18 protein-coding genes and 1 pseudogene are annotated in these 25,344 nt (G+C 31.8%); 5 read left to right on the top strand and 14 right to left on the bottom strand.

The annotated features are described in order from the left end of the window. Positions 1-65: 65 nt before the first annotated feature. Both ACXX80_RS12130 and ACXX80_RS12125 read left to right on the top strand, forming a co-directional pair. A complete protein-coding gene (locus ACXX80_RS12130; RefSeq protein WP_315208460.1) occupies positions 66-1,319 on the top strand; it encodes a DEAD/DEAH box helicase in 1,254 nt (417 codons plus the stop codon). Positions 1,320-1,504: 185 nt separating this feature from the next. Next, positions 1,505-1,843, top strand: a pseudogene (locus ACXX80_RS12125) (Hsp20/alpha crystallin family protein). A gap of 128 nt (positions 1,844-1,971) precedes the next feature. Here ACXX80_RS12125 and ACXX80_RS12120 read toward each other — a convergent pair. From ACXX80_RS12120 to aroC, 3 genes are all read right to left on the bottom strand, one after another. Continuing rightward, positions 1,972-4,179 (bottom strand): response regulator, encoded by a 2,208-nt coding sequence (locus ACXX80_RS12120; protein WP_458553420.1) that lies wholly within the window; start codon positions 4,177-4,179, stop codon positions 1,972-1,974. A 216-nt stretch (positions 4,180-4,395) separates the two neighbouring features. Further along, positions 4,396-5,676, bottom strand: coding sequence for a dicarboxylate/amino acid:cation symporter (locus ACXX80_RS12115; RefSeq protein WP_458553419.1), 1,281 nt, complete (start codon positions 5,674-5,676; stop codon positions 4,396-4,398). A gap of 149 nt (positions 5,677-5,825) precedes the next feature. Next, the gene (gene aroC / locus ACXX80_RS12110; protein WP_458553418.1) at positions 5,826-6,884 is read right to left on the bottom strand and encodes a chorismate synthase; all 1,059 of its coding nucleotides are present in this window, start codon (positions 6,882-6,884) and stop codon (positions 5,826-5,828) included. 194 nt (positions 6,885-7,078) lie between these two features. On the opposite strand from aroC, the gene ACXX80_RS12105 reads away from it, so the two are divergent. Both ACXX80_RS12105 and ACXX80_RS12100 read left to right on the top strand, forming a co-directional pair. Then, entirely contained in the window at positions 7,079-7,918 is an 840-nt protein-coding gene (locus tag ACXX80_RS12105; RefSeq protein WP_458553417.1) for a UDP-2,3-diacylglucosamine diphosphatase, read from the top strand. Positions 7,919-8,035: 117 nt separating this feature from the next. Next, positions 8,036-8,542 (top strand): hypothetical protein, encoded by a 507-nt coding sequence (locus ACXX80_RS12100; RefSeq protein ID WP_458553416.1) that lies wholly within the window; start codon positions 8,036-8,038, stop codon positions 8,540-8,542. Positions 8,543-8,590: 48 nt separating this feature from the next. Here ACXX80_RS12100 and ACXX80_RS12095 read toward each other — a convergent pair whose 3' ends face one another. The 11 genes from ACXX80_RS12095 to ACXX80_RS12045 form a co-directional block, all read right to left on the bottom strand. Beyond that, positions 8,591-9,019 (bottom strand): protease complex subunit PrcB family protein, encoded by a 429-nt coding sequence (locus tag ACXX80_RS12095; protein WP_458553415.1) that lies wholly within the window; start codon positions 9,017-9,019, stop codon positions 8,591-8,593. A 71-nt stretch (positions 9,020-9,090) separates the two neighbouring features. Further along, the gene (bshA, locus tag ACXX80_RS12090; protein ID WP_458553414.1) at positions 9,091-10,224 is read right to left on the bottom strand and encodes an N-acetyl-alpha-D-glucosaminyl L-malate synthase BshA; all 1,134 of its coding nucleotides are present in this window, start codon (positions 10,222-10,224) and stop codon (positions 9,091-9,093) included. Between the two features lie 76 nt (positions 10,225-10,300). Then, positions 10,301-12,313 (bottom strand): heavy metal translocating P-type ATPase, encoded by a 2,013-nt coding sequence (locus tag ACXX80_RS12085; RefSeq protein ID WP_458553413.1) that lies wholly within the window; start codon positions 12,311-12,313, stop codon positions 10,301-10,303. A 208-nt stretch (positions 12,314-12,521) separates the two neighbouring features. Then, on the bottom strand, positions 12,522-13,142 hold the full coding sequence (locus tag ACXX80_RS12080; protein ID WP_458553412.1) for a phosphatase PAP2 family protein: 621 nt from the start codon (positions 13,140-13,142) through the stop codon (positions 12,522-12,524). A 154-nt stretch (positions 13,143-13,296) separates the two neighbouring features. Next, on the bottom strand, positions 13,297-16,293 hold the full coding sequence (locus ACXX80_RS12075; protein ID WP_458553411.1) for a serine hydrolase domain-containing protein: 2,997 nt from the start codon (positions 16,291-16,293) through the stop codon (positions 13,297-13,299). Between the two features lie 13 nt (positions 16,294-16,306). Continuing rightward, positions 16,307-16,789: an ABC transporter ATPase gene (locus ACXX80_RS12070; RefSeq protein WP_131915911.1), complete on the bottom strand. Its 483-nt coding sequence runs from the start codon at positions 16,787-16,789 to the stop codon at positions 16,307-16,309. Between the two features lie 65 nt (positions 16,790-16,854). Further along, positions 16,855-17,646 carry a (Fe-S)-binding protein gene (locus ACXX80_RS12065; RefSeq protein ID WP_315208152.1) on the bottom strand — a complete coding sequence of 264 codons (792 nt, stop codon included), beginning with the start codon at positions 17,644-17,646 and terminating at the stop codon, positions 16,855-16,857. Between the two features lie 103 nt (positions 17,647-17,749). After that, positions 17,750-19,081 carry a 4Fe-4S dicluster domain-containing protein gene (locus tag ACXX80_RS12060; RefSeq protein WP_458553410.1) on the bottom strand — a complete coding sequence of 444 codons (1,332 nt, stop codon included), beginning with the start codon at positions 19,079-19,081 and terminating at the stop codon, positions 17,750-17,752. 5 nt (positions 19,082-19,086) lie between these two features. After that, positions 19,087-20,052 carry an MlaD family protein gene (locus ACXX80_RS12055; protein WP_458553409.1) on the bottom strand — a complete coding sequence of 322 codons (966 nt, stop codon included), beginning with the start codon at positions 20,050-20,052 and terminating at the stop codon, positions 19,087-19,089. A 50-nt stretch (positions 20,053-20,102) separates the two neighbouring features. Beyond that, the gene (locus ACXX80_RS12050; protein WP_458553408.1) at positions 20,103-21,272 is read right to left on the bottom strand and encodes an N-acetylmuramoyl-L-alanine amidase family protein; all 1,170 of its coding nucleotides are present in this window, start codon (positions 21,270-21,272) and stop codon (positions 20,103-20,105) included. Positions 21,273-21,320: 48 nt separating this feature from the next. Next, positions 21,321-22,490, bottom strand: coding sequence for an N-acetylmuramoyl-L-alanine amidase family protein (locus tag ACXX80_RS12045; RefSeq protein ID WP_458553407.1), 1,170 nt, complete (start codon positions 22,488-22,490; stop codon positions 21,321-21,323). Positions 22,491-22,573: 83 nt separating this feature from the next. Between ACXX80_RS12045 and ACXX80_RS12040 the strand changes: the two genes are divergently transcribed. Next, positions 22,574-25,324, top strand: a complete 2,751-nt coding sequence (locus tag ACXX80_RS12040; RefSeq protein ID WP_458553406.1) for a putative LPS assembly protein LptD — start codon at positions 22,574-22,576, stop codon at positions 25,322-25,324. The last annotated feature ends 20 nt before the right edge of the window (positions 25,325-25,344 follow it).

Raw genomic sequence — 25,344 nt, 5'->3', positions numbered from 1 at the left:
AAATAATAATACTATCTTTGTTGCGCTATCTATGTACTTAATACATGATATTTAATACCAAAAATATGTTATTCGAAGATTTATCGCTCTCAAAAAGTATACAAAAAGCCGTATTTGAACAAGGCTACCTTAACCCTACTCCTATTCAAGAACAGTCTATCCCAATTGTATTATCGGGAAAAGATTTAATAGGTTGCGCACAAACCGGAACTGGAAAAACAGCAGCATTTGCTATTCCTATCATACATCAATTACACAGAATTGTAGGCTCATCCAAAAAAGCTAAACAAATTCGTGCTTTAGTAGTTACTCCAACGCGTGAATTAGCTGTCCAAATTGGACAAAGCTTTGATACTTACGGAAAATACACAAACTTGACACAACTTACCATTTTTGGTGGCGTTTCACAAAATCCACAAGTAGATACTTTAAAAAATGGTGTAGATATTTTGATTGCAACCCCTGGAAGATTGCTTGATCTTCACAAACAGGGTTTTATTGATTTAGACCATTTACATACTTTAGTTCTTGACGAAGCTGATCAAATGCTTGATATGGGATTTGTAAATGATGTAAAGAAAATTGTAAAGCTTACGCCAAAAAACAGACAAACATTATTTTTCTCAGCTACAATGCCAATTGCTATTCGAGAATTAGCTGAAATGTTTTTGACTGATCCTGCAACAGTAACCGTTTCTCCTGTATCTTCAACTGCTGAAAATGTAGAGCAACGCGTTTATTTTGTTGAAAAAGCAGAAAAAAGAAACTTACTATATCATTTAATTAAAAATGAAAACCTATCAGATGTTTTGGTTTTCTCCAGAACAAAACACGGTGCTGATAATGTTGTAAAAGCATTACGAAAAAACAATATTGCCGCAGAAGCCATTCACGGTGACAAATCACAAAATGCAAGACAACGCGTTTTGGATGCTTTCAAAAACAAAGAAGTTGGTGTTCTCGTAGCTACTGATATTGCAGCTAGAGGAATTGATATTGACCAATTGCCTTTTGTAATCAATTTTGATTTACCTAATATTCCTGAAACGTATGTTCACCGTATTGGTAGAACCGGTCGTGCTGGAAATGGAGGGATTGCAATCTCTTTTTGCAGTAAAGACGAACATACCTATTGGAAAGACATCCAAAAACTAATAAAAGTGGATGTAAAAACGGTAAATGATCATCCGTATCATTGGCATTCTGGAAGTCCGGAAACTGCTCCTGGTTCTCAACAAAAAAATTCAAACCGTAGTGGTGGAGCTCATAAATCAAGAAAATCTGAAGTTTCAAAACAAAATAAAAAACGCTGGTATTAAAATATTTAATACCGGTTTCATCCGTAAGAAACGCCTTTTTAAGTTTATGTAAAAAACGTTTTTAATAACTAATCACCTAATTTACAAATTTTTACAAACTAAATACTGTTTATAAATAAATAATATAATTAATTTTGATTCAACTTATTTCAAACAATTAAAACTTAAGTGAAAAGAAACAGTTTATTTCCCGATGTAAATACTTCTTCGATGATTTTTTTAAAGAATTACAAGTCGAATTAGCAGCTCCGGGAATGACAAAAGAAGATTTCAAAGTTGAAATTGACAATAATATGCTTATGATTTCATCAAAAAAAAGGAAGGAAAAGAAGAAACTAGAAAAAAAAGATAATTAAGTTCGTAAAGAATTTAATTACCAATCATTCTGAAGAACTTTTACTTTACCTAAATACATTGATCAAAGTAAAGTTGAAGCTAGTTATAAAGATGAAATTTTACATGTGGACATATCCAAAAATGAAAATGGCAAGAAAAATGCACACAAAACCATATCCATTAAATAATTATATTAAAATCGTTAAATCCTTAGAATCAGTAATTGGTTTTAAAGATTTAACGATTTTAATTTTAATATAAGATTTATTAAAATTCTCATCAGGCAATTTTTCAAAATAGGATTAGAAAAAATAGATTAAGCTATACTTTTAGGTTTTGATATTAGAATACTGATAATCTCAAATAATTTAATCGAATCAAATGGTTTAATGATGATATCATTGATTCCCGCAGAAAGAGCTTCTTCGGTTATTTCAGCTTTATCAAATGCCGTCAACGCTACAATGGGAATTCCAATACCTTTAAGACGAATTTTTCTTGTGGTTTCAAAACCATTGATTAATGGCATATTAATATCCATTAATATCACATCAAAATTCTCTTTTTCTAATATTTCCAATGCTGCGTAACCATTGTCAACAACACTGCACTTGTAGTTGTTCTTCTCGATTGTTTTTCTGGTAATAACTTGATTTATACGGTTATCCTCTACTACTAAAACATTGACGATTTGGGTTGAACTCATATCAACTTGAATGTTATTGATTATTTCAGTTGTTCGCTCAGGGTTAAATTCAAATGCAATCACAAATTTAAATGAAGTTCCTTTTCCTATGGTACTTTCTAGTGAAATATCACTATCAAACAACCCTAGCAGTTGCTTAACAATAGAAAGCCCCAAACCAGTCCCTTGATAATCAGTTTCTTTTCTACTAACTTGAACAAATTTATCAAAAATCTTTTTCTGATCATCAGTATGAATTCCTATTCCATTGTCTTGAATTTGAAATTCCAGAAAATGAGATGTCCCCTCTACTTTCACCAAGTTTACATTAATACTTACTTCGCCTTTTTTTGTAAACTTCAAAGCATTACTAACTAAATTCATAATAATTTGAGAAAGTCTTAACTTATCACCTATCAAATATTCCGGAATATTACGATCAACATTTACATGGACTACATTATCATTTGTTTTAGCTATAAAAGATAAGGAACTTTTAATCATATTAATTTCATCAGAAATATTAAAAGTTAAATTTTCAAGAATAATTCTATTGTCTTCAATTTTATTAATTTGAAGAATATCATTTACTAATGATAATAAATATCGGGCTGAAAATTTAAGAGAACTTAAATGTGGACTATGTGCTAATTCTTTATGTTCATCAAGCAACATATTTGTAATTCCTACCACACCATATAAAGGAGTCCTTAATTCATGGCTGATTGTAGAGACAAATTGTGATTTTAGTATAGATGCTTCCTCTGCTTTTTCTTTTGCAACCAGTAATTCTATATTAGTTTGAGAAAGCTCCGCATTGGTTATTTTCTTAAAATTATTATTCTTAAATAAAATATAGAGTAATAATAACAAAAAGAAAAAAACTACTGCAAATAGGAATACAATAACTTTTGACTTCCTTAAACTCTGAAGATGAGCATCTTTCTCCGTTTCAATTATATCTATCTCTCTTTTATATTCATCTAATTCTAAATTTATTCCGGCTACATTAGCTTTTTTAATTTTTTCCTCGTTATATAGTTCATCAGTAATGATGTTGTAACGTGCGAGATTTTCATAGGCATTTTTATAATCGCCTTTCTTTAATAAATATTTTGAATATTCAAGATATGAAAAAGATAAATCTGACTTCTCAACCCCTTCATTTCCAAATTTTATAGCATTAATAAAAGATAATTTAGCTTTATTATGGTCACCTTTGTAACTATAATACATTCCATTCAGCATGTTTACCGCTACAGCGTTTGTTTCATTACCATATTTTTTATTGTATTTGTTGATGAATTCTAAACTTGGAAATCCTTTTTCAAAAAGACCAATATCAAAATAAGCCCAAGCAATATTAAGCTTAGTCATAAAAACCTGATTGGTATCTGCTAATTTCTGACTGTACTTAAGAGAGTTTTCATAAAAATTTATCCCTTTTTCATATTGCTTTTTCTCAAAACAATAGATATTGCCTAAATTATTATTTATCCGTTTTTTTAAGGTGTCATTACTGGTCTCATCAGCATAAGACAAACTCTTATTATAGAAGAATATTGCTTTATCAAATTCAGCCATCTCAGCATAATTTGCCGCAATTGTAATATAGGAAATAGCTGTTAAATATAAATCATTAGCGTTAATAGAGGAACGAAGTGCCAATTTAGAAATATCCAGAGATTTTTCAAAATTAGCCTCCTTTAGGTATCGAGAAGCCTCATCAGTTAGTCTAGTGATTTCTTTCTTAGAATATGTTCTTGTCTGTGCAATTGAATTATTTCCTAAATAATTTAACCCAAACAACAGTAATAAAACAATACGTAAATGATACATAAACAATTAAAGTTTATCAAATATACATTTTATTGATAAAAAAAGAGGGAAATATGCATATTATCAATTAAAATAAATTAAATAATCACATTTTAAAAAACAGCAATGCCTCCCTTTAAAATAAGGAATAATTAAAAAATTTAAATAAAAAAAACCTGTTCAACTAATTGAACAGGTTTTAACTATATTATTTACTGTAAAAATGTAACGTTATAACTATTCTGAATCTACAGTTTCATTTTCATCATCACCTTCCCATTGCCCAACGACTGATGTAGCCAAAGCATTTCCTAAAACATTTGTTGCACTACGAAACATATCACAAAAATGATCTATAGGTAAAATTAATGCTATTCCTTCGATTGGAATATCAAACATACCACAAGTAGCGGCAACTACAACTAAACTTGCTCTTGGAACGCCTGCAATTCCTTTGCTGGTAAGCATTAAAACTAAAAGCATAGTCATTTGTGTTCCTAAATCTAAATCAATTCCGTAGGCTTGAGCAATAAAAATACTTGCAAAAGTCATGTACATCATACTTCCATCTAAATTGAATGAATAACCTAATGGCAACATGAAAGAAACGATTCTGTCTTTTACTCCAAAACGTTCTAATTCCTCTGTCAATTTTGGAAAAACTGCTTCACTGCTGGTTGTTCCAAAAGCAATAATCAAAGGACTTACAATTCTTTTAAGTAAAACAGTCATTCTACTTTTTAGAAAAATGTAACCCACCACTATTAATACCAACCAAAGTGATGAAATTCCAACTAAGAATGAACCAAAAAATTTGAAATATGTAATCGCTAATTCTTGAAAATCTCTTACCGCAAAAACTCCGGCAATAGCTCCAAAAACTCCTATTGGAGCAAATTTCATTACGTAGTTCACCATTTTAAGAACTATGTGTGACGTTTTATCTAAAGCGTTTGTAACTGGCTTAACATAATCTCCCAATGATGCTGCTGCCAAACCAAAGAAAATAGAGAAAATCACAATTTGTAAAATTTCATTGGTAGCCATTGCCTCAAAAATACTTTTGGGAACAATATGCTCAATAAAATTTTCAAAAGATATATTTTGAGTTTTTGCAGTAACTTCAGAAACAGAAGCTAAATCAACATTTGATAAATTAAGGCCAACTCCCGGTTCAAGGATGTTTACAAAAAACATTCCCAATAATAAAGAGATGAATGAAGCTGTAAAAAACCAACCCATTGCTTTTCCTCCAATTCTTCCAACAGCTTTAATATCGCCCAACTTTGCAATTCCTACAACAAGTGTTGTAAAAACTAATGGCGAGATAATCATTTGTACTAATCGAATGAAAACTGTTGCCAGAATTTTAATTTTTGCGCTAAAGCCTTGGGCTGCTTCTGGGGAAATAGAATTGTGAATTACAATGCCTAAAATAGCACCTAAAACCATCGCAATTAATATTTGTCCCGTTAATCCTGAAAAAAAAGATGGTTTTTTAGTTGTTTTGGTATTCATTAAATTGATTGTTAGGTTTTAGTTTTAACCCGTTACTTCACTCAACAATATATGTGTTTAGTGAATTTTCTTTACAATAATTAATTTCTTGTTTGCTACCAAGCAAGGAAACATAAAATGTAAAGCAGGAAAAACTTCAAAAATTAATATTAATAGGTTTTGTTTATCAAATAAAAATCAGCTAGTACAATTGCAGCCATAGCCTCAACGATAGGCACAGCACGTGGTACTACACAAGGATCATGACGTCCCTTTCCTGTCATTTCAGTAATATTACCTTTGTTATCCAATGATTCTTGTTTTTGCATAATGGTAGCCACAGGTTTGAAGGCCACACGGAAATAAATATCCATTCCATTGCTAATTCCGCCTTGTATCCCACCTGAAAGGTTGGTTTTAGTAGTACCGTCAACATTGAATAAATCATTATGCTCGCTTCCTTTCATTCTTGCTCCATCAAAACCACTTCCAAACTCAAATCCTTTTACGGCATTAATAGAGAGCATAGCTTTACCCAATTCAGCATGAAGTTTGTCAAAAACAGGTTCTCCTAAACCAATAGGCACATTTTGAATCACGCAAGTTACGGTTCCACCTACAGTGTCACCTTGTTTACGAATATCTCGTATATACTCCTCCATGATTACCGCTGATGCTTCATCAGGGCAACGAACAGGGTTGTTTTCGGTTTTTGAAAAATCTAATTCTTGATATGGTTTTTCTAAAAATATTGGACCTACAGAAGAAACGTAAGCATTGATTTTTATTTCTGACAGCATTTGCTTTGCTACCGCTCCAGCAACTACTCTACTGGCCGTTTCGCGTGCAGAACTTCGTCCGCCACCACGGTAATCACGAACACCATATTTTTTCTCATATACATAATCAGCATGACTGGGTCTGTAATTATCTTTTATATGAGAGTAATCGTCTGATTTTTGATTGGTATTAGGAATAATAAAACCTATTGGTGTTCCTGTAGTTTTTCCTTCGAATATTCCGGATAAAAATTGTACATCATCTGGCTCTTTACGTTGGGTAACTATAGCCGATTGACCCGGCTTTCTTCTTGACATTTCAAATTGAATTGCATCTAAATCTATAGTTATTCCAGGAGGGCAACCATCTATTATACCGCCTAATGCTTCACCATGTGATTCTCCAAAAGTTGTTATTCTAAATAGTGTTCCGTAGCTATTTCCTGCCATTATAATTAGTTTTTAACAAAAGTACCATTTTAGTTTAAAGTTTAAAAGCTTATCCCGAGATTTCGGGATAAAGTTTTAAGAAACATTTCACATTTATTGATATTAATTTAATCTTGTCTTAGATTTCTTAACCTTTTATTCCATTTCTATTGCTAATAATTCTATTAATTTGGTAAACTTCAAATTCAAATACATTGAAAAAAAGAAAAGTCGAGTTAGTGGTCATTTCTGATGTACACCTAGGAACTTATGGCAGTCATGCTAAAGAACTTTATAATTATTTATCTTCTATAAAACCTAAAACGTTAGTCTTGAATGGTGATATTATAGATGTATGGCAATTCCGAAAATCATATTTTCCAAAAGCGCATTTAAAAGTTATACAAAAAATTATAAGCTTTGCTTCCAAAGGGACAAAGGTTTACTACATCACAGGAAATCATGACGAAATGCTCCGAAAATTTAGTGACATGAATCTGGGTAATTTCGCTTTAGTAGACAAGTTAGTTTTAGATCTTGATGACAAAAAAGCGTGGATATTTCATGGTGATGTTTTTGATGCCTCAGTGCAACATTCAAAATGGATAGCTAAACTTGGTGGCTTAGGCTATGACTATTTAATACTTTCAAACCGTTTTGTCAATTGGTGTTTGTCCAAAATAGGAAGAGAACCATATTCTTTTTCTAAAAAAATAAAGGCCAGCGTAAAAAAAGCAGTAAAACACATTTCTGATTTTGAGGCAACTGCAACTGAATTAGCCATCGAGAAAAAATACGATTATGTTATTTGTGGACACATTCATGAACCAAAAATGATTCATAAAGAAACCAAAAATGGAACTACCTTATATTTAAATTCTGGAGATTGGGTTGAGAATTTAACAGCATTGGAGTACAACAAAAAACGTTGGAAATTATATAATTATTCCGAAGTAAACTATGTCGAAGAAGAGAACCTTTTTGAAATGGAAGATATTTTAAGTAATCAAATAGTGTCTTCAGCGCTTTTCTCCAAACAAAACATCCTAATGTAATACTAATATAGAAGAATATCAAAATCCTAAAAAACGTAAATTATATAACTTTTCTATAAAATTTTATAAACTTCATGCCCTACTTAATTATACATTTGTACCTATAAAAACTTACTTATGAAAAAAATTATTTTATCGGCAATAATGTTAATTGGATTAGCATTTACCGCACAAGCACAAGATATTTCAAAAAATGCATTGGGATTACGTTTAGGTGATAATGACGGATTTGGTGGAGAACTTTCTTACCAAAGAGGTTTAGGCGATAACAACCGTTTAGAATTAGACTTAGGTTGGAGAAACAGCAACAATGTTGATGCTTTAAAATTAACAGGGATATATCAATGGGTTTGGAACATCGAAGGTGGATTCAACTGGTACGCTGGAGTTGGTGGTGGTATAGGTAGCTGGAGTTATGATAATGATTTCGATAATAACAATAACATAGATGATAGTGGTGCATTTGTTTTTGTTGCAGGAGATCTTGGTATTGAGTATAATTTTAATGAAGCTCCAATACAATTAGCTCTGGATATTAGACCCGAAATTTATTTCAATTCTGATAATTTTAGGGAAGATAATTTTGGTCCAGACTTAGCCTTAAGTATTAGATATAGATTCTAATATTTTAGAAAATATATTAAAAACGCCACTAGCAATAGTGGCGTTTTTTTATTTAAAAATAATATCTTTCTTAGAATTTATTTTGACTACACAAAAAGGATTTGTAAAAGCTTGTGTAACCATACTACCCGGTTCCGGACTAGTTTCTTTTATGGTGATAACAATATTTTTATCGGTTTCAACTACACTATCAATTCCTATACTATAACCTCCTGATGTTTTTTCTCCCATATTCAAAACTAAAAAATTAGAAGTCTGAATATCATTTGGACTAATTTTATTTTTTAAATTTTCATCATTCTGCAACATTGCAATTTCATTTGGCTCCGAAAGAATCTCAAAAAAACGAATACTCGCACCACCATTTGACTGTTGTGTCAAGACTTCGTATAAAGAATTTTTATCGGAACTTTTTGTAGTTGTTGCACCACAGGAAAATAAAGCCAAAACCACTAGTGATACTATTATTTTTTTCATTGCAGGATTATATTGATTAATAGATGAAATTCAAAAGTTTTACTACATTCTATAATAGAAAAATGTAAAATCTATACATATTTTTTTATGGCTTTTTTATATAATGCTTCATAAAGTGGCAAGATGTTTTTGATGTCAAATTGTTTTGCAACTGACAGCGCATTTTCTTTAAATTTATTAAGAGTAGCATCATCTTTTAAAATTTTCAAAGCGTTTTGTGCCATTTCATCCGTATTCCCCACGTCACTCAAATATCCAGAAATACCGTCAAAATTCACTTCCGGCAAACCTCCCGATTTACTTGAAATTACAGGAACACTCCAAGCCATTGCCTCTAAAGCTGCAAGTCCAAAACTTTCTGTTTCAGATGGCAACAAGAACAAATCAGTATAACTCAAAATTTTATCGATCTCATTGCTGTTTCCAAAAAAGATGACTTTATCCTGAATTCCTAAATCCTTACATAAACTTTCTGCTTTTTCTTTTTCAGGTCCATCTCCTACCATCATCAATTTAGCAGGGATTTCTTTTTGAATATTATAGAAAATCTTAATTATATCTGGAATTCGTTTAACTTTTCTGAAATTACTGATATGTGTAATGATTCTCTCATTTTTATTAGCCATTACGGAACGATGACAGGCTGTACTAGGATCATTCAGATTTTTATCTAATTCTATAAAATTAGGAATTACCTCAATTTCATTCTTTATATTAAATAATTTATGGGTATCATCTTTCAAACTTTGGGAAACCGAAGTAACAAAATCCGATTTGTTAATGCTAAAAGTTACCGCTGGTTTGTAAAATGGATGATTCCCAACTAATGTAATATCTGTACCGTGAAGTGTAGTTACCATCGGAATATTAATTCCCTCATCTTTCAGCATTTGTTTGGCCATATAACCTGCATAAGCATGAGGAATAGCATAATGCACGTGCAATAATTCGATTTTATAAAGTTTTACCATATCCACTAATTTGCTTGACAAAGCCAATTCATAAGGTTGATAATGAAATAACGGATATTCAGGAACATTCACTTCGTGGTAATGCACATTTGGGTTTAAAAGAGCCAAACGTACAGGCTGACTATACGTTATAAAATGGATTTCGTGACCACGTCTTGCCAATTCAAGACCTAATTCTGTAGCGACAACACCACTTCCTCCAAAGGTAGGATAACAAACTATTGCAATTTTCATCTATGTATTTTAATGAAACGAAATTACTAAAAATAGGAATGTGTTTTATGGAAATTTAAGTTAAATCCTTTCAAGTCTAAAACTTAATACGTTGTATCCTTACAGCATTTAAAATAGCCAACAAAGCCACACCAACATCAGCAAAAACGGCTTCCCACATCGTAGCTAATCCTCCTGCTCCCATTACCAATACAATCAATTTAACTGTAAAGGCTAAAAAAATGTTTTGCCAAACGATTTCTTTTGTCTTTTTTCCAATATTAATTGCTGTATAAATCTTTGTGGGTTGATCATTTTGAATGACAACATCGGCAGTTTCAATGGTGGCATCACTTCCTAAACCTCCCATTGCGATTCCAACATTTGCCAAAGCAATTACGGGAGCATCATTTACTCCATCACCAACAAATGCAACACTTAAATTTTGCTTCAATAGAGCTTCTAATTTTTCAACTTTATTTTCAGGCAATAAATTTCCGAAAGCCTGATCAATATTCAACTCTTTGGCAACAACAGAAACTATTGATTGATTATCCCCAGAAAGCATAATGGTTGCTACATTTAATTTGTGTAAGCTCTGAATTGCTTCTTTTACATCTTCTTTAACTTCATCAGCAATAATAAAATAACCTGCATATTTTTGATTGACAGCAACAAGTATAATTGTAAATGGAATTGTATCAATTTCAGTATCATAAGCGATATTGTAGTTTTTCATCAACTTAGCATTTCCTACCAAAATTTCGTTTCCATCCACAAACCCTTTTAATCCTAAACCAGCAATTTCCGTTACTTCAGTTACAATGCTATCTTTTGCCTGCTCTTTGGCAAATTCTATAATTGCTGAACCTACTGGATGTGTCGATTTAGTTTCTATTGCGGCTGTGTATTTTATCAAATCAGCTTCTGAAATCCCAACAGCTACTACTTTTTGAACTTTAAAAACCCCTTTAGTCAATGTTCCTGTTTTATCAAAAACGACTACTTTAACTGATGCAATTATATCTAAAAATGTAGATCCTTTGAATAAAATTCCGTTTTTACTTGCTGCGCCAATTCCCCCAAAATATCCTAAAGGAATAGAAATTACCAACGCACAAGGGCAAGAGATTACCAAGAAAACTAATGCTCGATATAACCAATCCTTAAAAATATAATTGTCTATAAATATAATTGGAAGCACACAAATTGCTATTGCCAGATAAACCACAATTGGCGTGTATATTTTAGCAAATTTCCGAATAAACAATTCGGTTGGTGCTTTTTTTGCAGTAGCTTCCTGAACCATTTCCAGAATTTTAGACAATTTACTATCCGTAAATGCTGTAGTAACTTCAACTTGAGAAATCGTATTAAGATTAATCATTCCTGCAAGAATTGTTTCTCCTTTTGATTTGGTATCAGGTTTACTTTCGCCTGTTAATGCTGCAGTATTGAAAGTGGCGTAATCAGAAAGTAGTTTTCCATCTAATGCTAATTTTTCACCTGGTTTCAATTCTATGATTTCTCCAATAGTTACTTCCGAAGCTTTTTTGGAAACAATACTAACCCCATTAAGAACATTCGCTACATCCGGTCTTTGATCTACTAATGATTTTATATTCGATTTTGCTCTTTTTACGGCTAACATCTGGAATAATTCACCAATGGCGTAAAATAGCATTACTGCAACACCTTCGGCATATTGACCAATTCCAAATGCGCCTAACGTAGCAATTCCCATCAAGAAAAATTCAGAAAAAACAGCTCCTTTGCGAATACTTTCATACGCTTCTTTCAAAACCGGAATACCTACCGGAATATAAGCTATAACATACCAAACAATTCGAACCCAACCATTAAACCAAGATTGAGGAACGTAATTATCAAATAGTATAGCAATTAGTAATACTATAAAACTAATTATGGAAGGTAAAAACATTCTGAAGGTACTTTCATCACCATTAGAATGATCGTGATCTTGCTCATTATGGTTTTCTGACTCACTGTGAGAAGAACAACATCCTGAGTCTTGGTCTGATTTATTGGCTTTTTTTTCTTCTAAAGCACAGCAAGATTGTTCATCATCTATAACATGTTTGTGTGTCATTTTAGATAATTTATTTTAATAAAAAAAGAACTAATAACAATCAAAAGTGTTACTATTACTGTAAAGTTAGTTGATTTTAGTGTTTTATCTTTTGATATAGCACATAAAATTACCGTTAATAATAGCCAGACAATTATTTATTTACAATTAAATGATTTAGACTTGAATTCTTTATCATTTTCAAACGTTAATTACAGTACTTCAAGCGCTATTTGTCCTTTTTAGAACTTTTTTTATTAATCCATTTATTCACTTTATAGCTAAGATAAGCCGAACCACTGCCAATAATTGCCCCTGCAAATACATCACTTGGATAATGAACCCCTAAATGCATTCGAGAATATCCCACTGCCCCAGCCCACACAAAAGACGGTGCAATAACATACCATTTGGGATAAGCTAAACTCAGTGATGTTGCTGTTGCAAAAGCTAAAGAAGTATGTCCCGAAGGAAATGATTTTCCCAAAGATGATGCAGCTTGATCAATATCAGGATAGGTCTCAAATGGTCTGTTCCTTTTTATAGTATGTTTCAATGCAGTGGTAATAAATGCATTTACTAAAAATGTTTCTCCTATAAAAATTGCTTGTTTCTTGATGGTACTATCTTTCTTTATTAAAGCAACCGAATATAAAATAATGGGAGTTGCAACACTTATTGGAACCGCACTATTCGTTACTAATTTAAAAGTAGGATCTAAATTCTTATTCCTATCAACATTGATATCTCGTAGAATATCAATATCAATATTTTGAGCATTTACAAAAGTCATGCAAAAAAGCAATACAATTAAATTGACTTTTGTAAAAACGGTATTCCAATTTTTCATCAAACTATTTTTATCTCAAATATACTATAATACAGCTATAATTTGTAACTAAATATTTCTAATAAAAGTATTGAAACGTTTTTAATATAAATAGTCCAAATGAAATTCTCAATTATTTCATTTGGACTATTTATATCATTCCTTCAAACTTATGTTAATTTATAATCGCTTCATAAATCACCTTTTGGATATCTTCCCGAATATTTTCTTTGGATAATCTATTTTCACCAGCAATTGGAAAAGTTCTGTTAGATAAAAACACATAGACAATTTGTGTTTCGGGATCAGCCCAAGCCATTGTTCCGGTATAACCGGTATGACCAAAACTGGTCATCGAAGCACAACCACACGTAGGTCCTTCTGCACCCAATTGTGGTTTATCAAAACCAACACCTCTCCTATTTCCTGCCGCACAAAAATAACACGTATTAAAATCTTCAAATGTCTTTTCAGAAAAATACTGCTGATTGCCATAATTTCCTTTTTGCAGATAAAGCTCCATTATTTTAGCCACATCCATAGCATTCGAAAAAACTCCGGCATGCCCGGAAACTCCGCCTTCTAAAGCTGCTGATAAATCATTGACATATCCTTGTAAAAGTTGATGACGGAAATAAGTATCAGTTTCTGTTGGTGGAATTCTGTTTTTATCAAATTTCCCTAACGGATTGAAACTTGAATTATTCATTCCCAGTGATCCGTAGAAATTCTCTTGAATCAAAACATCTAATGTTTTACCTGTTGTTTTTTCTAAATAATCCTTCAGAATCATAAAGGTAAGATCGCTGTACTTGTATTCTTTTTTCAATGAAAGCTTGCTCTTAACAATCATTTTCATAATGGTGTCACTAAAATCATTTCTTATAAAAAGACTGTCTGCCAATCGTTTAGAAAACTGCTCTTCCGAAATTTTTCTAAAATAAACTTCCGAAGGAAATTTTGATTTATCTATTGTCGCTTTATAAAATGGAATTCCTGCGGCAAGTCCTGCGTAATGAGACAATAAATCCTTAAAAATAATATTCGCTTTATTGGAATCTTTAAAAATGGGAGACATTGTTGCTAATGTAGTTTCCAGATTTATCTTTAGCTGATCGTATTGCAACATAACATTCGGCAATGTAGCCAGAATTTTTGTTAACGATGCCACATCATAGATATCAGAATCCTGCACTTTTATCGTTTTATCATACGTATGATGTCCGAATGATTTTTGATAAATAACTTTTCCTTTTCTAGCAACTAAAACCTGAATTCCCGGCGTCATTTTACCATTAATCGCTTTATTAGCAATGCCGTCAATTTTTGATAAAATTTCAGCATTCATTCCCACATTTTCAGGAGTAGTAAATCCCAAACGATTTAACTTTTCGGTTGATAAACCATCATTTACCTTAAAATTATTATTAATAGAAACTGGTAATTTTCCTTTGGCTTCAATAGCTCCAAAAATTAATTCTGCAGAAACTATTTGTGCAATAGTACTATTTTGATAAGAAACAACTAATCCTTCAATATCATCAAAATTTGTAATAGGTAATAACGAATATGGTTTAGCAAAAACATTCAGAATTACATTATTATTTTTGGCTAAAAAATTGATTTTAAATAATTCATTTGATTTTAAATCATCATTTCTAAAAGCTACATCTGATTTGTGATATCCAATAATAACAGTTGTAAACGGTTGCAATTTCATTTGCAAACTATCCAGATTAGCATCTGCAACTACAGTGACTTCAGCGTATTTTTTTAGAGTTGAAACAAAAGCACCATTGTTGTCATCGCCTATTTTTACATAGGCAATTTTTTGTTTTTCCAAATTTTTAATTGGCAAAACTGCAGCTGTATTTTTTAAAACAGTAATTGCATTTTCATACAGCTCATATTGTAAAGCATCATTTTCAGATGTATTTAAATCGTTGAATAAATTTTCTGTTATAATTGGTTTGTAACTATTCAAACCGGCTTTGTACTTGAACTTTAGAATTTTCTTTACAGAAAAAGCCAATCTTTCTTCAGAAAATAAATTAGCCGAATAGGCAAGCTTAAATTTTTCAATTGCTGATGGAACATCTTGGGGAAATAAAAGCACATCGTTTCCAGCCATAAAAGCTTCAAAATTAATTTCACTTGGTAATTTAAAGTTACTTACGCTCTTCATATTTAAAGCATCGGTAAAAATAAGACCTTTAAATCCCAATTCTTTTTGAAGAATATCCGTTACCACATTATAGGAAATCGAAGAAGGAAAATTGGGCCTTGATTCTAAACTGGGAACGTTTAAATGCGCCACCATTACAGACGAAAGTCCTTCATGAAACATTTTTTTATAAGGATAAAACTCAACGTCCATCAATCTTTCTTTAGAAAAATTAATGGTTGGTAATCCTTTATGAGAATCCGTTTCGGTATCACCATGACCGGGAAAATGCTTTCCGGTAGAAAGAATTCCTTGACTTTGAACACCTTTCATTAAAGCAATGGCACGTTCTGTAACTTTGAATTTATCTTCGCCAAAAGAGCGAAAACCTATAATGGGATTTCTGGGATTTGTATTGATATCAAGAACTGGTGCAAAGTTAAATTGCAACCCCAATCGCTTGCTTTGTTTCCCCATTTGAGCACCAACTTTCTCTAATAATTTCATGTCTTGGATGGCTCCAAGTGTCATATTCCAAGGATATCGATAGGTTGAATCTAATCGCATACCCAAACCCCATTCGGCATCACTACCAATAAACAAGGGAATTTTTGACTTCGATTGAAAACGGTTGGTTAATTTAGCTTGACGAACGGGACCTCCTTGAAAGAAAATTAATCCGCCTATTTTATTTTCCTGAATCAGTTTATCAATAGCGTTGAAGTGTACAGTATCTTTATTAGAATAAGCGGCAACCATAAATAATTGCCCAAATTTTTCCTCTAAAGTCATACCATTGTAAACACTATCAACCCATTTATTTCCTTGGGGAGATAATTCAAAAAGTGTGGGGATATTACTCGATTTTATACTGTCCAAATTTTCTGTTTTGGACGGAACGTTGGTTATAATTACTTTATTCTTATTAATTTTTGTCCCAACACAACTTGAAGCTACAAAGAAAATTAAGACATAAAATAAAACAATTTTGACGCCTATTTTTCTCATTGAACTGTTTTGTTTAAAAAAAGCGACTATGCCAGCTATCAATGGCAGGAACTTCCCAGGATTCATTGTATTCTTCTATATTATTAACTAAATTATTGAAAACTATAGTATTTTCAGTAACAGCTTTATCTTTCACCATTTTCTTGAAATCAATCAAAGGCTTGTGGGCAATGTGCTCTCCAAGTTTGAAAGTAACATTCATTTTGTCCAATAAATCAACGGTGTATTTTTGTTCTAAACTTTGAATAAATTCAACAGATGAATCGATAGAACAACCTGTTGCTGCTTGTACATCCTGATTTACGGCGATAATGATAAATCTGTTGTATTTTAATTGATACGATGACTCTAAACTCGTGCCGTGTGCAGCCCAACCTTCAAGAAAGGATTGCAAGGCTGTTTCTATTTCAGAAAATTCGGCATCCGAAAATTTTCTGTTTGATTGATAAATCCAGATTTTAGATTCTTCGGGTAAATTTTCAAATGGAACGTACATGGTAATTATGAATTATGAGTTATAAATTTTGATTTAGATAATCAAAATTTTTAATTTTAATTGATTTATAAATCTTGTGCATTAGCAATCAATTCAGCAATATCCATAACTTTTACTTCGCCTTCCTTTTCTTTGTTTTTAATACCATCAGTCATCATAGTATTACAAAAAGGACAACCCGCAGCAATTATTTCTGGTTTAGTTTCTAATGCATCTTCAGTTCTTTCAACGTTGACTTCTTTATTTCCTGGCTCAGCATCTTTAAACATTTGGGCACCGCCGGCACCACAACATAAACCATTTGCTTTCGAACGCTTCATTTCAACTAATTCAGCGTCCAATTTAAGAATCAAATCTCTTGGTGCTTCATAAACATTATTGGCTCTTCCTAAATAGCAAGGATCGTGAAAAGTAATTCGCTTTCCCTTGAATTGTCCTCCTTCAATAGTTAATCTTCCTTCATCTAACAATGATTTCAGAAACTCCGTATGGTGAACTACTTCATATTTCCCTCCTAATTCAGGATATTCATTTTTTAGTGTATTGAAACAATGCGGACAAGCAGTAACAATTTTTTTTGCTTCGTATGCATTCAAAACCTCGATATTCATCATGGCTTGCATCTGAAACAAAAACTCATTTCCGGCTCTTTTTGCAGGATCTCCAGTACAACTTTCTTCAGTACCTAAAACGGCAAAAGGAACATTTGCACGATTTAAAATTCGAACAAACGCTTTAGTTATTTTCTTTGCTCTATCATCAAAACTTCCAGCACAACCTACCCAGAATAAAACTTCTGGTTGTTTCCCTTGAGCTAACATTTCGGCCATAGTTGGCACTATTAAATTCTCTGACATACTATTTTGTTGATTCGGTTATTTGCTTATTTACTTAATCACAAATTCTTAATTTATAAATCGGTTATTCGTTAAACAAATAACAAATTAAACGATTTAACGACTATTCATTTTTCCAATTCAATCGATCTTGTTGATTGTATTGCCATGGGGCACCGTTATTCTCTATATTAGTCATCATTGCATTAATGGGCATTGGTGCAGCGCTTTGCTCCATTACTAAATAACGTCTCATATCCATGATAATTGAAAGCGGACTAATATTTACTGGACATTCCTCAACACACGCATTACATGATGTACATGCCCAAAGTTCTTCCGGTGTGATATAATCGTTCAATAATGTTTTGTTATCCGGAATAAAAACACCTTTATTGGCATCAATATTTCTTCCTACTTCTTCTAATCGATCTCTTGTATCCATCATGATTTTACGTGGAGACAATTTTTTTCCAGTTATATTCGCAGGACAAGATGAAGTACAACGACCACATTCTGTACAGGTATAGGCATTCAATAATTGAACCCAATTTAAATCCTGAACGTCACTTGCACCAAATTTACTTGGAACCGCATTTTCATCCACTGGAGCTACTGCAAAAGGATCGGCATTGGGATCCATCATTAGTTTTACTTCCTTAGTAACGGATTCTAAATTATCAAATTGACCTTGTGGATTTAGATTCGCAAAATATGTATTTGGGAAAGCTAACAGAATGTGTAAATGTTTTGAAAAATAAAGGTAATTCATGAATATCAAGATACCCACAATATGCAACCACCAAAATATTTCAGAAAGAAGCATTACTAATTCATTTGACATTCCATTAAATAATGGCTCAATAAATTGGCTTATTGGAAATGAACCAGCTTTAATAAAGTGAGAAAAACCTCCAGGGACATTCTGTAAATGCAAATCAGATGCATTCATTAATAAAAACAATGTCATTAGAACTACCTCAAAATATAAGATATAGTTTGCGTCACTTTTAGGCCAGCCTTTTAGATCTGAGCTCACAAATCTCTTTAGTTTGATTGCGTTTCTTCTACTCCAAAAAGCAAAAACAGCAACCAAAACTAAAAGGGCCAAAATTTCGAAAGAAGCGATCAACACATCATAAATTGTTCCTAAAAAAGCAAAAACACGATGCGTACCAAAAAGCCCGTCTATAATGATTTCTAATAATTCTATGTTTATAATTACAAAACCTACATAAACTATAATATGCAATACTCCAGCAATAGGCCTTTTCACCATTTTAGATTGACCAAGAGCAATCATGGCCATATTTGTCCATCGTGCTTTAGGATTATCTGAACGATTTACATCGGTTCCAAGATTTATATTCCGTCTAATTTTTTTAACACTGTTGAAAAAATATCCAAAACCAATTACCAATAGGATTGCAAATAAAATATTATCTAAATAGCTCATAATTACTAATTTTTCACATTAGGTATAGAATCGTTCGTAGGACTAACATAAGGTTTGTTTTTCTTTCCAAACAAAGAAATATTTACATATCTAGTTGGGTAAAGTCTAACATCTTGCAATAATAGCTCTAATTCTTTTGTGGAACTTTTAATATTCTGGTAAAAAGCTTCATCATTCAATAATTTTCCGATAGATCCTTTTCCAGATTCTAAACCAGTCATAATACCATCGACTCTAGCCAGAGTAGCATTAAGATTTTTAACTGTTTTACCTAGATCAGCTTTATTCAAGGAATCAGATATTTTAGAAAAATTTCCAGACATTTTATTAAAGTTAGTAACAACTCCGTTTATTTGAGTTTTGTTCGCATCTAACAAGGTATTAACACTTAAAGAAGCTTTATGAAATTGTTCAATAGTCTTACTCAATTCCGCTAAGGTAAGTTTTAAATCCTGTTGCCCTTTTGGGTCCAAAACATTATTCAACCCTGAAATTAATTTTTCAGTACTTCCCAATAACTTTTCTAATTTTTCTTGAAGTGGTGCTAATTGATCTCCAACTTTATCAGTCAGACCAAGTTTTACTCCGCCTTGCAATTTTTGACCATCAACAGCTAATGTTTTATCATCAAAATTAGGAATAATTGCAATTTGCTTTCCTCCAATAAATCCAGGCTCATAAATAGAAGCTGTACTCGATTTAGAAATTGGGAAATCAGTTTTTAATTGTAATTCAACTAATAATACACCTGTATTTTCATCAATTGTTATACTGCTGACTTTACCAATAACTAATCCGTTTAACGTAACAGGCGCAGATGTCGCTAAACCTTCTACACTTTTGTATTCTACATAAAATGTTTTGTAATTAGTAAAAAGGTCTCTTCCTTTCAAAAAACTGTAGCCCCAGATAAATAATAATATAGATGCAATTACTAGAATAGCAGTTTTAATTTCTCGTGTTATTTTCAAAATTTAAGTATTTTTTACAAATTTAATATAAAATATTTGACTTGTTGTAATTATTTAAGCGCTTCTTGAATACTAATATTCTTTCCATCTTTAATTGCTATTATATACGCTGAAGTATAGCCTTTGGATTTTACAACTTTCAAATCCTCTTTTGCAGTTTTATAATCTGATGTTGAGCCATATGCATACTTATATAAAGCCCCATTGCTTGTAGTCATAGAAACATTTTTTAATCCTTTAAAATTTGACGGATTTAATTTAATATTTTTATTTCCTGCTGCAAATTGAACTTTAAAAACCACATCAGAATTTTGTGTTTTCGACTCTTGCTTTTGTGAAACTTGTTTTTCTATAATTCGTTTTGATTTAGTACTCTTTGAAGAATCTTTTACTTCATTCTCGACTACTTTTTTAGATGGAAGTTCTTCATAATTATCATTAGATTGCATTCCAAAATATTCTTTCTTATAAGCAATAATAGCTGATGCAATAGCTTCTGCCATATTATTTTGTCCTTCTTCTGAATTTAAATAACGTCCTTCTTCGCTATTTGATAAAAAACCCAATTCAATTAATACACTTGGCATATAAGCCGCATCCAAAACCCATAAAGGAGTCTGTTTAATCCCTCTTGATTTTCGATGTAATTTATTTTTAAAATTACTTTCAATTTTGGAAGCTAGATTTATGCTTCGATCTAAATAATCTTCTTGCAGAATTTTTAATCCAATCAATGTTTCGGGATTCTTAGGATCAAAACCTTTGTAGGTTTGCTTGTAATCTTTCTCCAATAAGATCACTGAATTTTCTTGTTTAGCAATTTCTAAATTACCTTTGCTTCTTGCCAAACCCATTACAAAAGTCTCTGTGCCAAAGGGAATTGGATTGTCAACAGAATTACAATGTATAGAAACAAATAAATTAGCATCAATACTATTTGCTTTTTTTGGTCTATCCTTTAATTCTATAAAAACATCTGACTTTCGTGTATAAACAACTTTAATATTATTATCTCTTTTGAGGTATTTCTCTAATTTCAAAGTCGTTTTGAGAGCAATTTCTTTTTCAACAAAGCCATGATAGGAATTCCCTGGATCTTTCCCTCCGTGACCCGCATCTAAAATAACAGTAAACTTTTGATTGGATTGAGAAAACGTATTTGAGTAAAAAAATAGAAATAGAGCTAAAATTGTGGCTTTGAATCCTACGGTTATTTTCAAAATGGGTATGTTTTTTTTTTACGAATTTAATATAAAAAAGATAAGCTATTATTTAATTATGTCTTGAATATTAACTTTCTCTCCGTTTTTAAATGCAATCAAAAATGCGGAATCATATCCTTTTTCTTTTGCCTCGCTTAATTGCTTTTTTGCTTCATCATAATCAGAAGTTTCTCCATACATATATTTGTAAACCCTGTTTTCATAGGTTACAGAAATATTTTTAAGTCCTTTAAAATTTCTTGGAACTAAATCTAATCTTTTACTACTGGCTGAAAGCTGCACCTTAAAAAGAGGCTTAGTATTATCAACCGTTTTTTTTACTTGTGATGATTCTGCTGCGGCTTGCGGAATCATTTTCGGTTTCCCAGGAACAACCGTATCTCTTATAGGTTTTTCATTAATTTTTTGCGAAGGCAATTCTTCAAAAATTTCAGTTTCACCATTTCCAAAATATTCTTTCTTATAACTGATAATTGCATCAGCGATAGCTCTGGCAATTTCATTTTGACCGTCGTCAGAATTTAATGTATTTCCTTCAATAGTATTTGAAATAAAACCCATTTCTATCAATACTCTTGGCATGTAAGCTTTGTGAAGCACCATAAAAGGCGCCTGCTTTACTCCTCCTCCTCTTATTTTTTTTCCTAAATCTGCGAAAGAATCTTCTACCTTACTTGCTAATGAAATACTATTGTCTAAATATTCTTCCTGCATCAAGGTCATTCCTATCATAGTCTCCGGTGAGTTAGGATCAAATCCTTCGTATTTTTGTTTGTAATCTTTCTCTAATGTTATTACAGAGTTCTCTTTTTTAGCAGCCTCAAGATTTGACGCTACTTTACTCAAACCCATTACATATGTCTCAGTTCCATCTGCGGCCGTATTTCTATTTGCATTACAATGAATCGAAACAAAAATATTAGCGTTAAATCTATTGGCAATATTGGCTCTTTCAATTAAATCAATAAACACATCTGTTTTTCGGGTATAATTGACATTAATCTGTGGTGTAGTTTCTAATATTTTTCCAACTTTCAAAACTACTGCCAAAGCAATGTTTTTTTCTACACGTCCTTCATAAACAGCTCCAAAATCATGTGCTCCATGACCTGCATCTAAAGTCACCTTGAAAACATTAGACTGACTGAAGCTCGATAAAGAAGTTATCGTCAAAATAAAAGTTAATATTATTTTTATTTTATATATAATACGCATAAATCCAAAAGTTAATTTAATTAAAACACTACCGTCATAAAATTTTTTATTTGGCTATTTTTGACAAAAAATAATATGTAAGTTTGACATGTCAAAAAACAGGCCATAATTTTACAAAAATAGCATTTAAACCTTTGCATACAAACTTATTTAATATCGTTTTATTATCAATTTTCCTGTCATTAGGGTCTGGTAAATTATATTCTCAAGATATATCAAAAAAAAAGACAGCTATATCCGCAAACAAACAAGCTGACACGACCAATTTAGATACTAATAAAAAGAACACACCTATTATAACGGTTACAAAAGAAACCGATTCCATAAAAAAAGACAGTGTAAAGCCTAAAAAAGCATTTCTTGACGGAAAAGTGAGATACAAGGCGGATCAATATGCTAAAATTGACCAAAAGAAAAAGCTGATTACCTTATATGATAAAGCGGAATTATACTATCAAGATGTAGAATTGAAATCTGGAATAATCGTTATGGATTATGAAAAAAATGAAGTGTATGCCGGACGCATCAAAGATTCAACAGGTGCTTATACTCAATACCCAAACTTCAAACAAGGCGCAAATGTAGTAGAACCAGATTCTATCCGTTTTAATTTTAAAACAAAAAAAGCCTTAATCTGGAATTCCAGATCAGATCAAGGAGAATTCAAAATTAAAGCTGCTATAACAAAAAAAGAAAATGACTCTGTCTATTTTTTAAAAGGAGCTCGTTTTACCACTTCAAAAGATGTTGATAATCCTGAATATTATTTCCAAACGAATAAAGTAAAATTTATTCCGGGTAAAAAGGTAGTTACCGGATTGACTAATATGGTTATTGCAAATGTTCCTACTCCTATAGCTTTACCTTTTGCATTTTTTCCAATGAGCAAAGAAACCAGTATTTCAGGATTGATTTTGCCCAGCTATAACGATTCTAATAACAGGGGATTTTCGCTTCAAAATTTTGGATACTACTTTGCCCTTAGCGACAATTATGATTTAACCGTGTTGGGAGATTATTATACTAATGGAAGTTATGGGTTGCGTTTTGAATCCAGTTATGCCAAAAGATACAATTACAGAGGAAACTTAAACATTAGATTCGAAAACTTGATTACCAGCGAAAGAGGCTATCCAGATTATTTGAAACAAAACATTTACAACATTCAATGGTCTCATTCCAAAGACTCTAAATCAAATCCTAACTCCAGTTTTTCAGCATCTGTGAATCTTGGTAGCAGTAAATATTTTAAGCAATCCATCAATCAAGTAAATATTGGGTCGAATCTTAATAACACTTTAAGCTCTTCGATATCGTATTCAAAAACATTTACTTCAGTTCCACAAGTCAGAATGTCGTTGACCGCAACACATTCACAAAATACTCAAACAGAAGAAATTAATATGACTTTGCCAACACTTCAATTAAGTGTGGACAGGATTTATCCTTTTGTAGGCAAAGATGGAGTCAAAAAAGGTTTTTTCAAAAACATCAATTTACAATATAATTTAAACGGTAGAAACAGTATTGTAACAAATGATTCTTTATTCTTTAAACCGCAAATGTTCAGAGATGCAAAAGTTGGTTTTCAACATAGTATTCCATTAAGTACCAATTTTAAATTATTCAAATATTTCAGTGCTTCTACTTCCATGAACTATGAGGAAATTTGGTATACCAAATCAATTGAAAGAAGTTATGATGTTGACCAAAGCAAAGTTGTTGATAAAACCATAAATGGATTTGATGCTTTCAGAACTTACTCCTTTTCATCTAGTGTAGGAACTACAATATATGGAACATTTAATTTTGGTAAAGACAAAAAAATCAAATCGATAAGACACGTCATGAGACCATCTGTTTCGTATGGCTACACTCCTAGTTTTGAAAAATATTATGATACTTATGCTTCTGATGCAACCGGAACCATGATAAAGCAATATTCAAGATTTGAAAATGGAATTTTTGGTGCTCCGGGATTAAATAATTCCAATACGTTAGGTTTTGATTTGAGCAATACTTTTGAAGCAAAAGTTACAGACAAAGACAGTACTAAGGTCGAGCCTAAAAAAATAATGCTTCTTAACAACTTAAACCTTTCCACTAGTTATAATCTTGATGCCGATGGTGTAACTTCTCTAGCTTTTTCACCAATAAGAGTTAGCGGTGGTACTACATTATTAGATAACAAAATGAATGTCAATTTTGGAGCAACATTAGATCCTTATGCCATTGACAATTCTGGAAACCGAATTAATGTGTTTAATATTGATAATGGCGGAAGTCTTTTTAGAATGACTAGTTCTAATATGACCTTAAATTATTCTATTTCGAGCCAAGGAAAAGACAAAACAGATAAGGAGAAAAACACCCAGAGTCAGAGAAATGGTGGTCGAGAAGATGATCTATTTGGAACAAATACAGATTTAGGCGACAGCCGAAGAAGTCAATTTGAAGAAGAGGAAGAAGACGAAGGCGAAGATAAAATCGCGGAATTTTTCAATTCAAAGTTACCTTGGGACATGACATTTGCCTACTCTTTAACTTACGGAAATAACAATAGAGAAAATAAAATCATTGGAAATTCGATAATGATTTCAGCAAATGCTGATATAACACCAAAATGGAAAGCTGGAGTATCTACAGGTTATGATTTTGTACAAAAAGGAGTTACTTTCACACAGCTTCGTTTTGAGAGGGATTTATTGAGCTGGAGAATGGATTTTAACTGGTCTCCATTTGGAACAAATGCAAATTGGGGTTTCTTTATCGGGATAAAATCTGGTGTTCTTAGTGATATCAAATGGGACAAGCGAAGTACCATAAACCGATAATTGATTCTTAATTTTTTTAC

It is taken from the genome of Flavobacterium sp. GNP002 (genome assembly GCF_054343795.1).
This window is presented reverse-complemented; position numbering and strand designations above follow the sequence as displayed.

Excerpts from the sequence above, each read along its gene's own strand:
- ACXX80_RS12130 (WP_315208460.1), top strand. The coding sequence starts at position 66 with ATGTTATTCGAAGATTTATCGCTCTCAAAAAGTATACAAAAAGCCGTA.
- ACXX80_RS12120 (WP_458553420.1), bottom strand. The coding sequence starts at position 4,179 with ATGTATCATTTACGTATTGTTTTATTACTGTTGTTTGGGTTAAATTAT.
- ACXX80_RS12115 (WP_458553419.1), bottom strand. The coding sequence starts at position 5,676 with ATGAATACCAAAACAACTAAAAAACCATCTTTTTTTTCAGGATTAACG.
- aroC (WP_458553418.1), bottom strand. The coding sequence starts at position 6,884 with ATGGCAGGAAATAGCTACGGAACACTATTTAGAATAACAACTTTTGGA.
- ACXX80_RS12100 (WP_458553416.1), top strand. The coding sequence starts at position 8,036 with ATGAAAAAAATTATTTTATCGGCAATAATGTTAATTGGATTAGCATTT.
- ACXX80_RS12095 (WP_458553415.1), bottom strand. The coding sequence starts at position 9,019 with ATGAAAAAAATAATAGTATCACTAGTGGTTTTGGCTTTATTTTCCTGT.
- bshA (WP_458553414.1), bottom strand. The coding sequence starts at position 10,224 with ATGAAAATTGCAATAGTTTGTTATCCTACCTTTGGAGGAAGTGGTGTT.
- ACXX80_RS12085 (WP_458553413.1), bottom strand. The coding sequence starts at position 12,313 with ATGACACACAAACATGTTATAGATGATGAACAATCTTGCTGTGCTTTA.
- ACXX80_RS12080 (WP_458553412.1), bottom strand. The coding sequence starts at position 13,142 with ATGAAAAATTGGAATACCGTTTTTACAAAAGTCAATTTAATTGTATTG.
- ACXX80_RS12075 (WP_458553411.1), bottom strand. The coding sequence starts at position 16,293 with ATGAGAAAAATAGGCGTCAAAATTGTTTTATTTTATGTCTTAATTTTC.
- ACXX80_RS12070 (WP_131915911.1), bottom strand. The coding sequence starts at position 16,789 with ATGTACGTTCCATTTGAAAATTTACCCGAAGAATCTAAAATCTGGATT.
- ACXX80_RS12065 (WP_315208152.1), bottom strand. The coding sequence starts at position 17,646 with ATGTCAGAGAATTTAATAGTGCCAACTATGGCCGAAATGTTAGCTCAA.
- ACXX80_RS12060 (WP_458553410.1), bottom strand. The coding sequence starts at position 19,081 with ATGAGCTATTTAGATAATATTTTATTTGCAATCCTATTGGTAATTGGT.
- ACXX80_RS12045 (WP_458553407.1), bottom strand. The coding sequence starts at position 22,490 with ATGCGTATTATATATAAAATAAAAATAATATTAACTTTTATTTTGACG.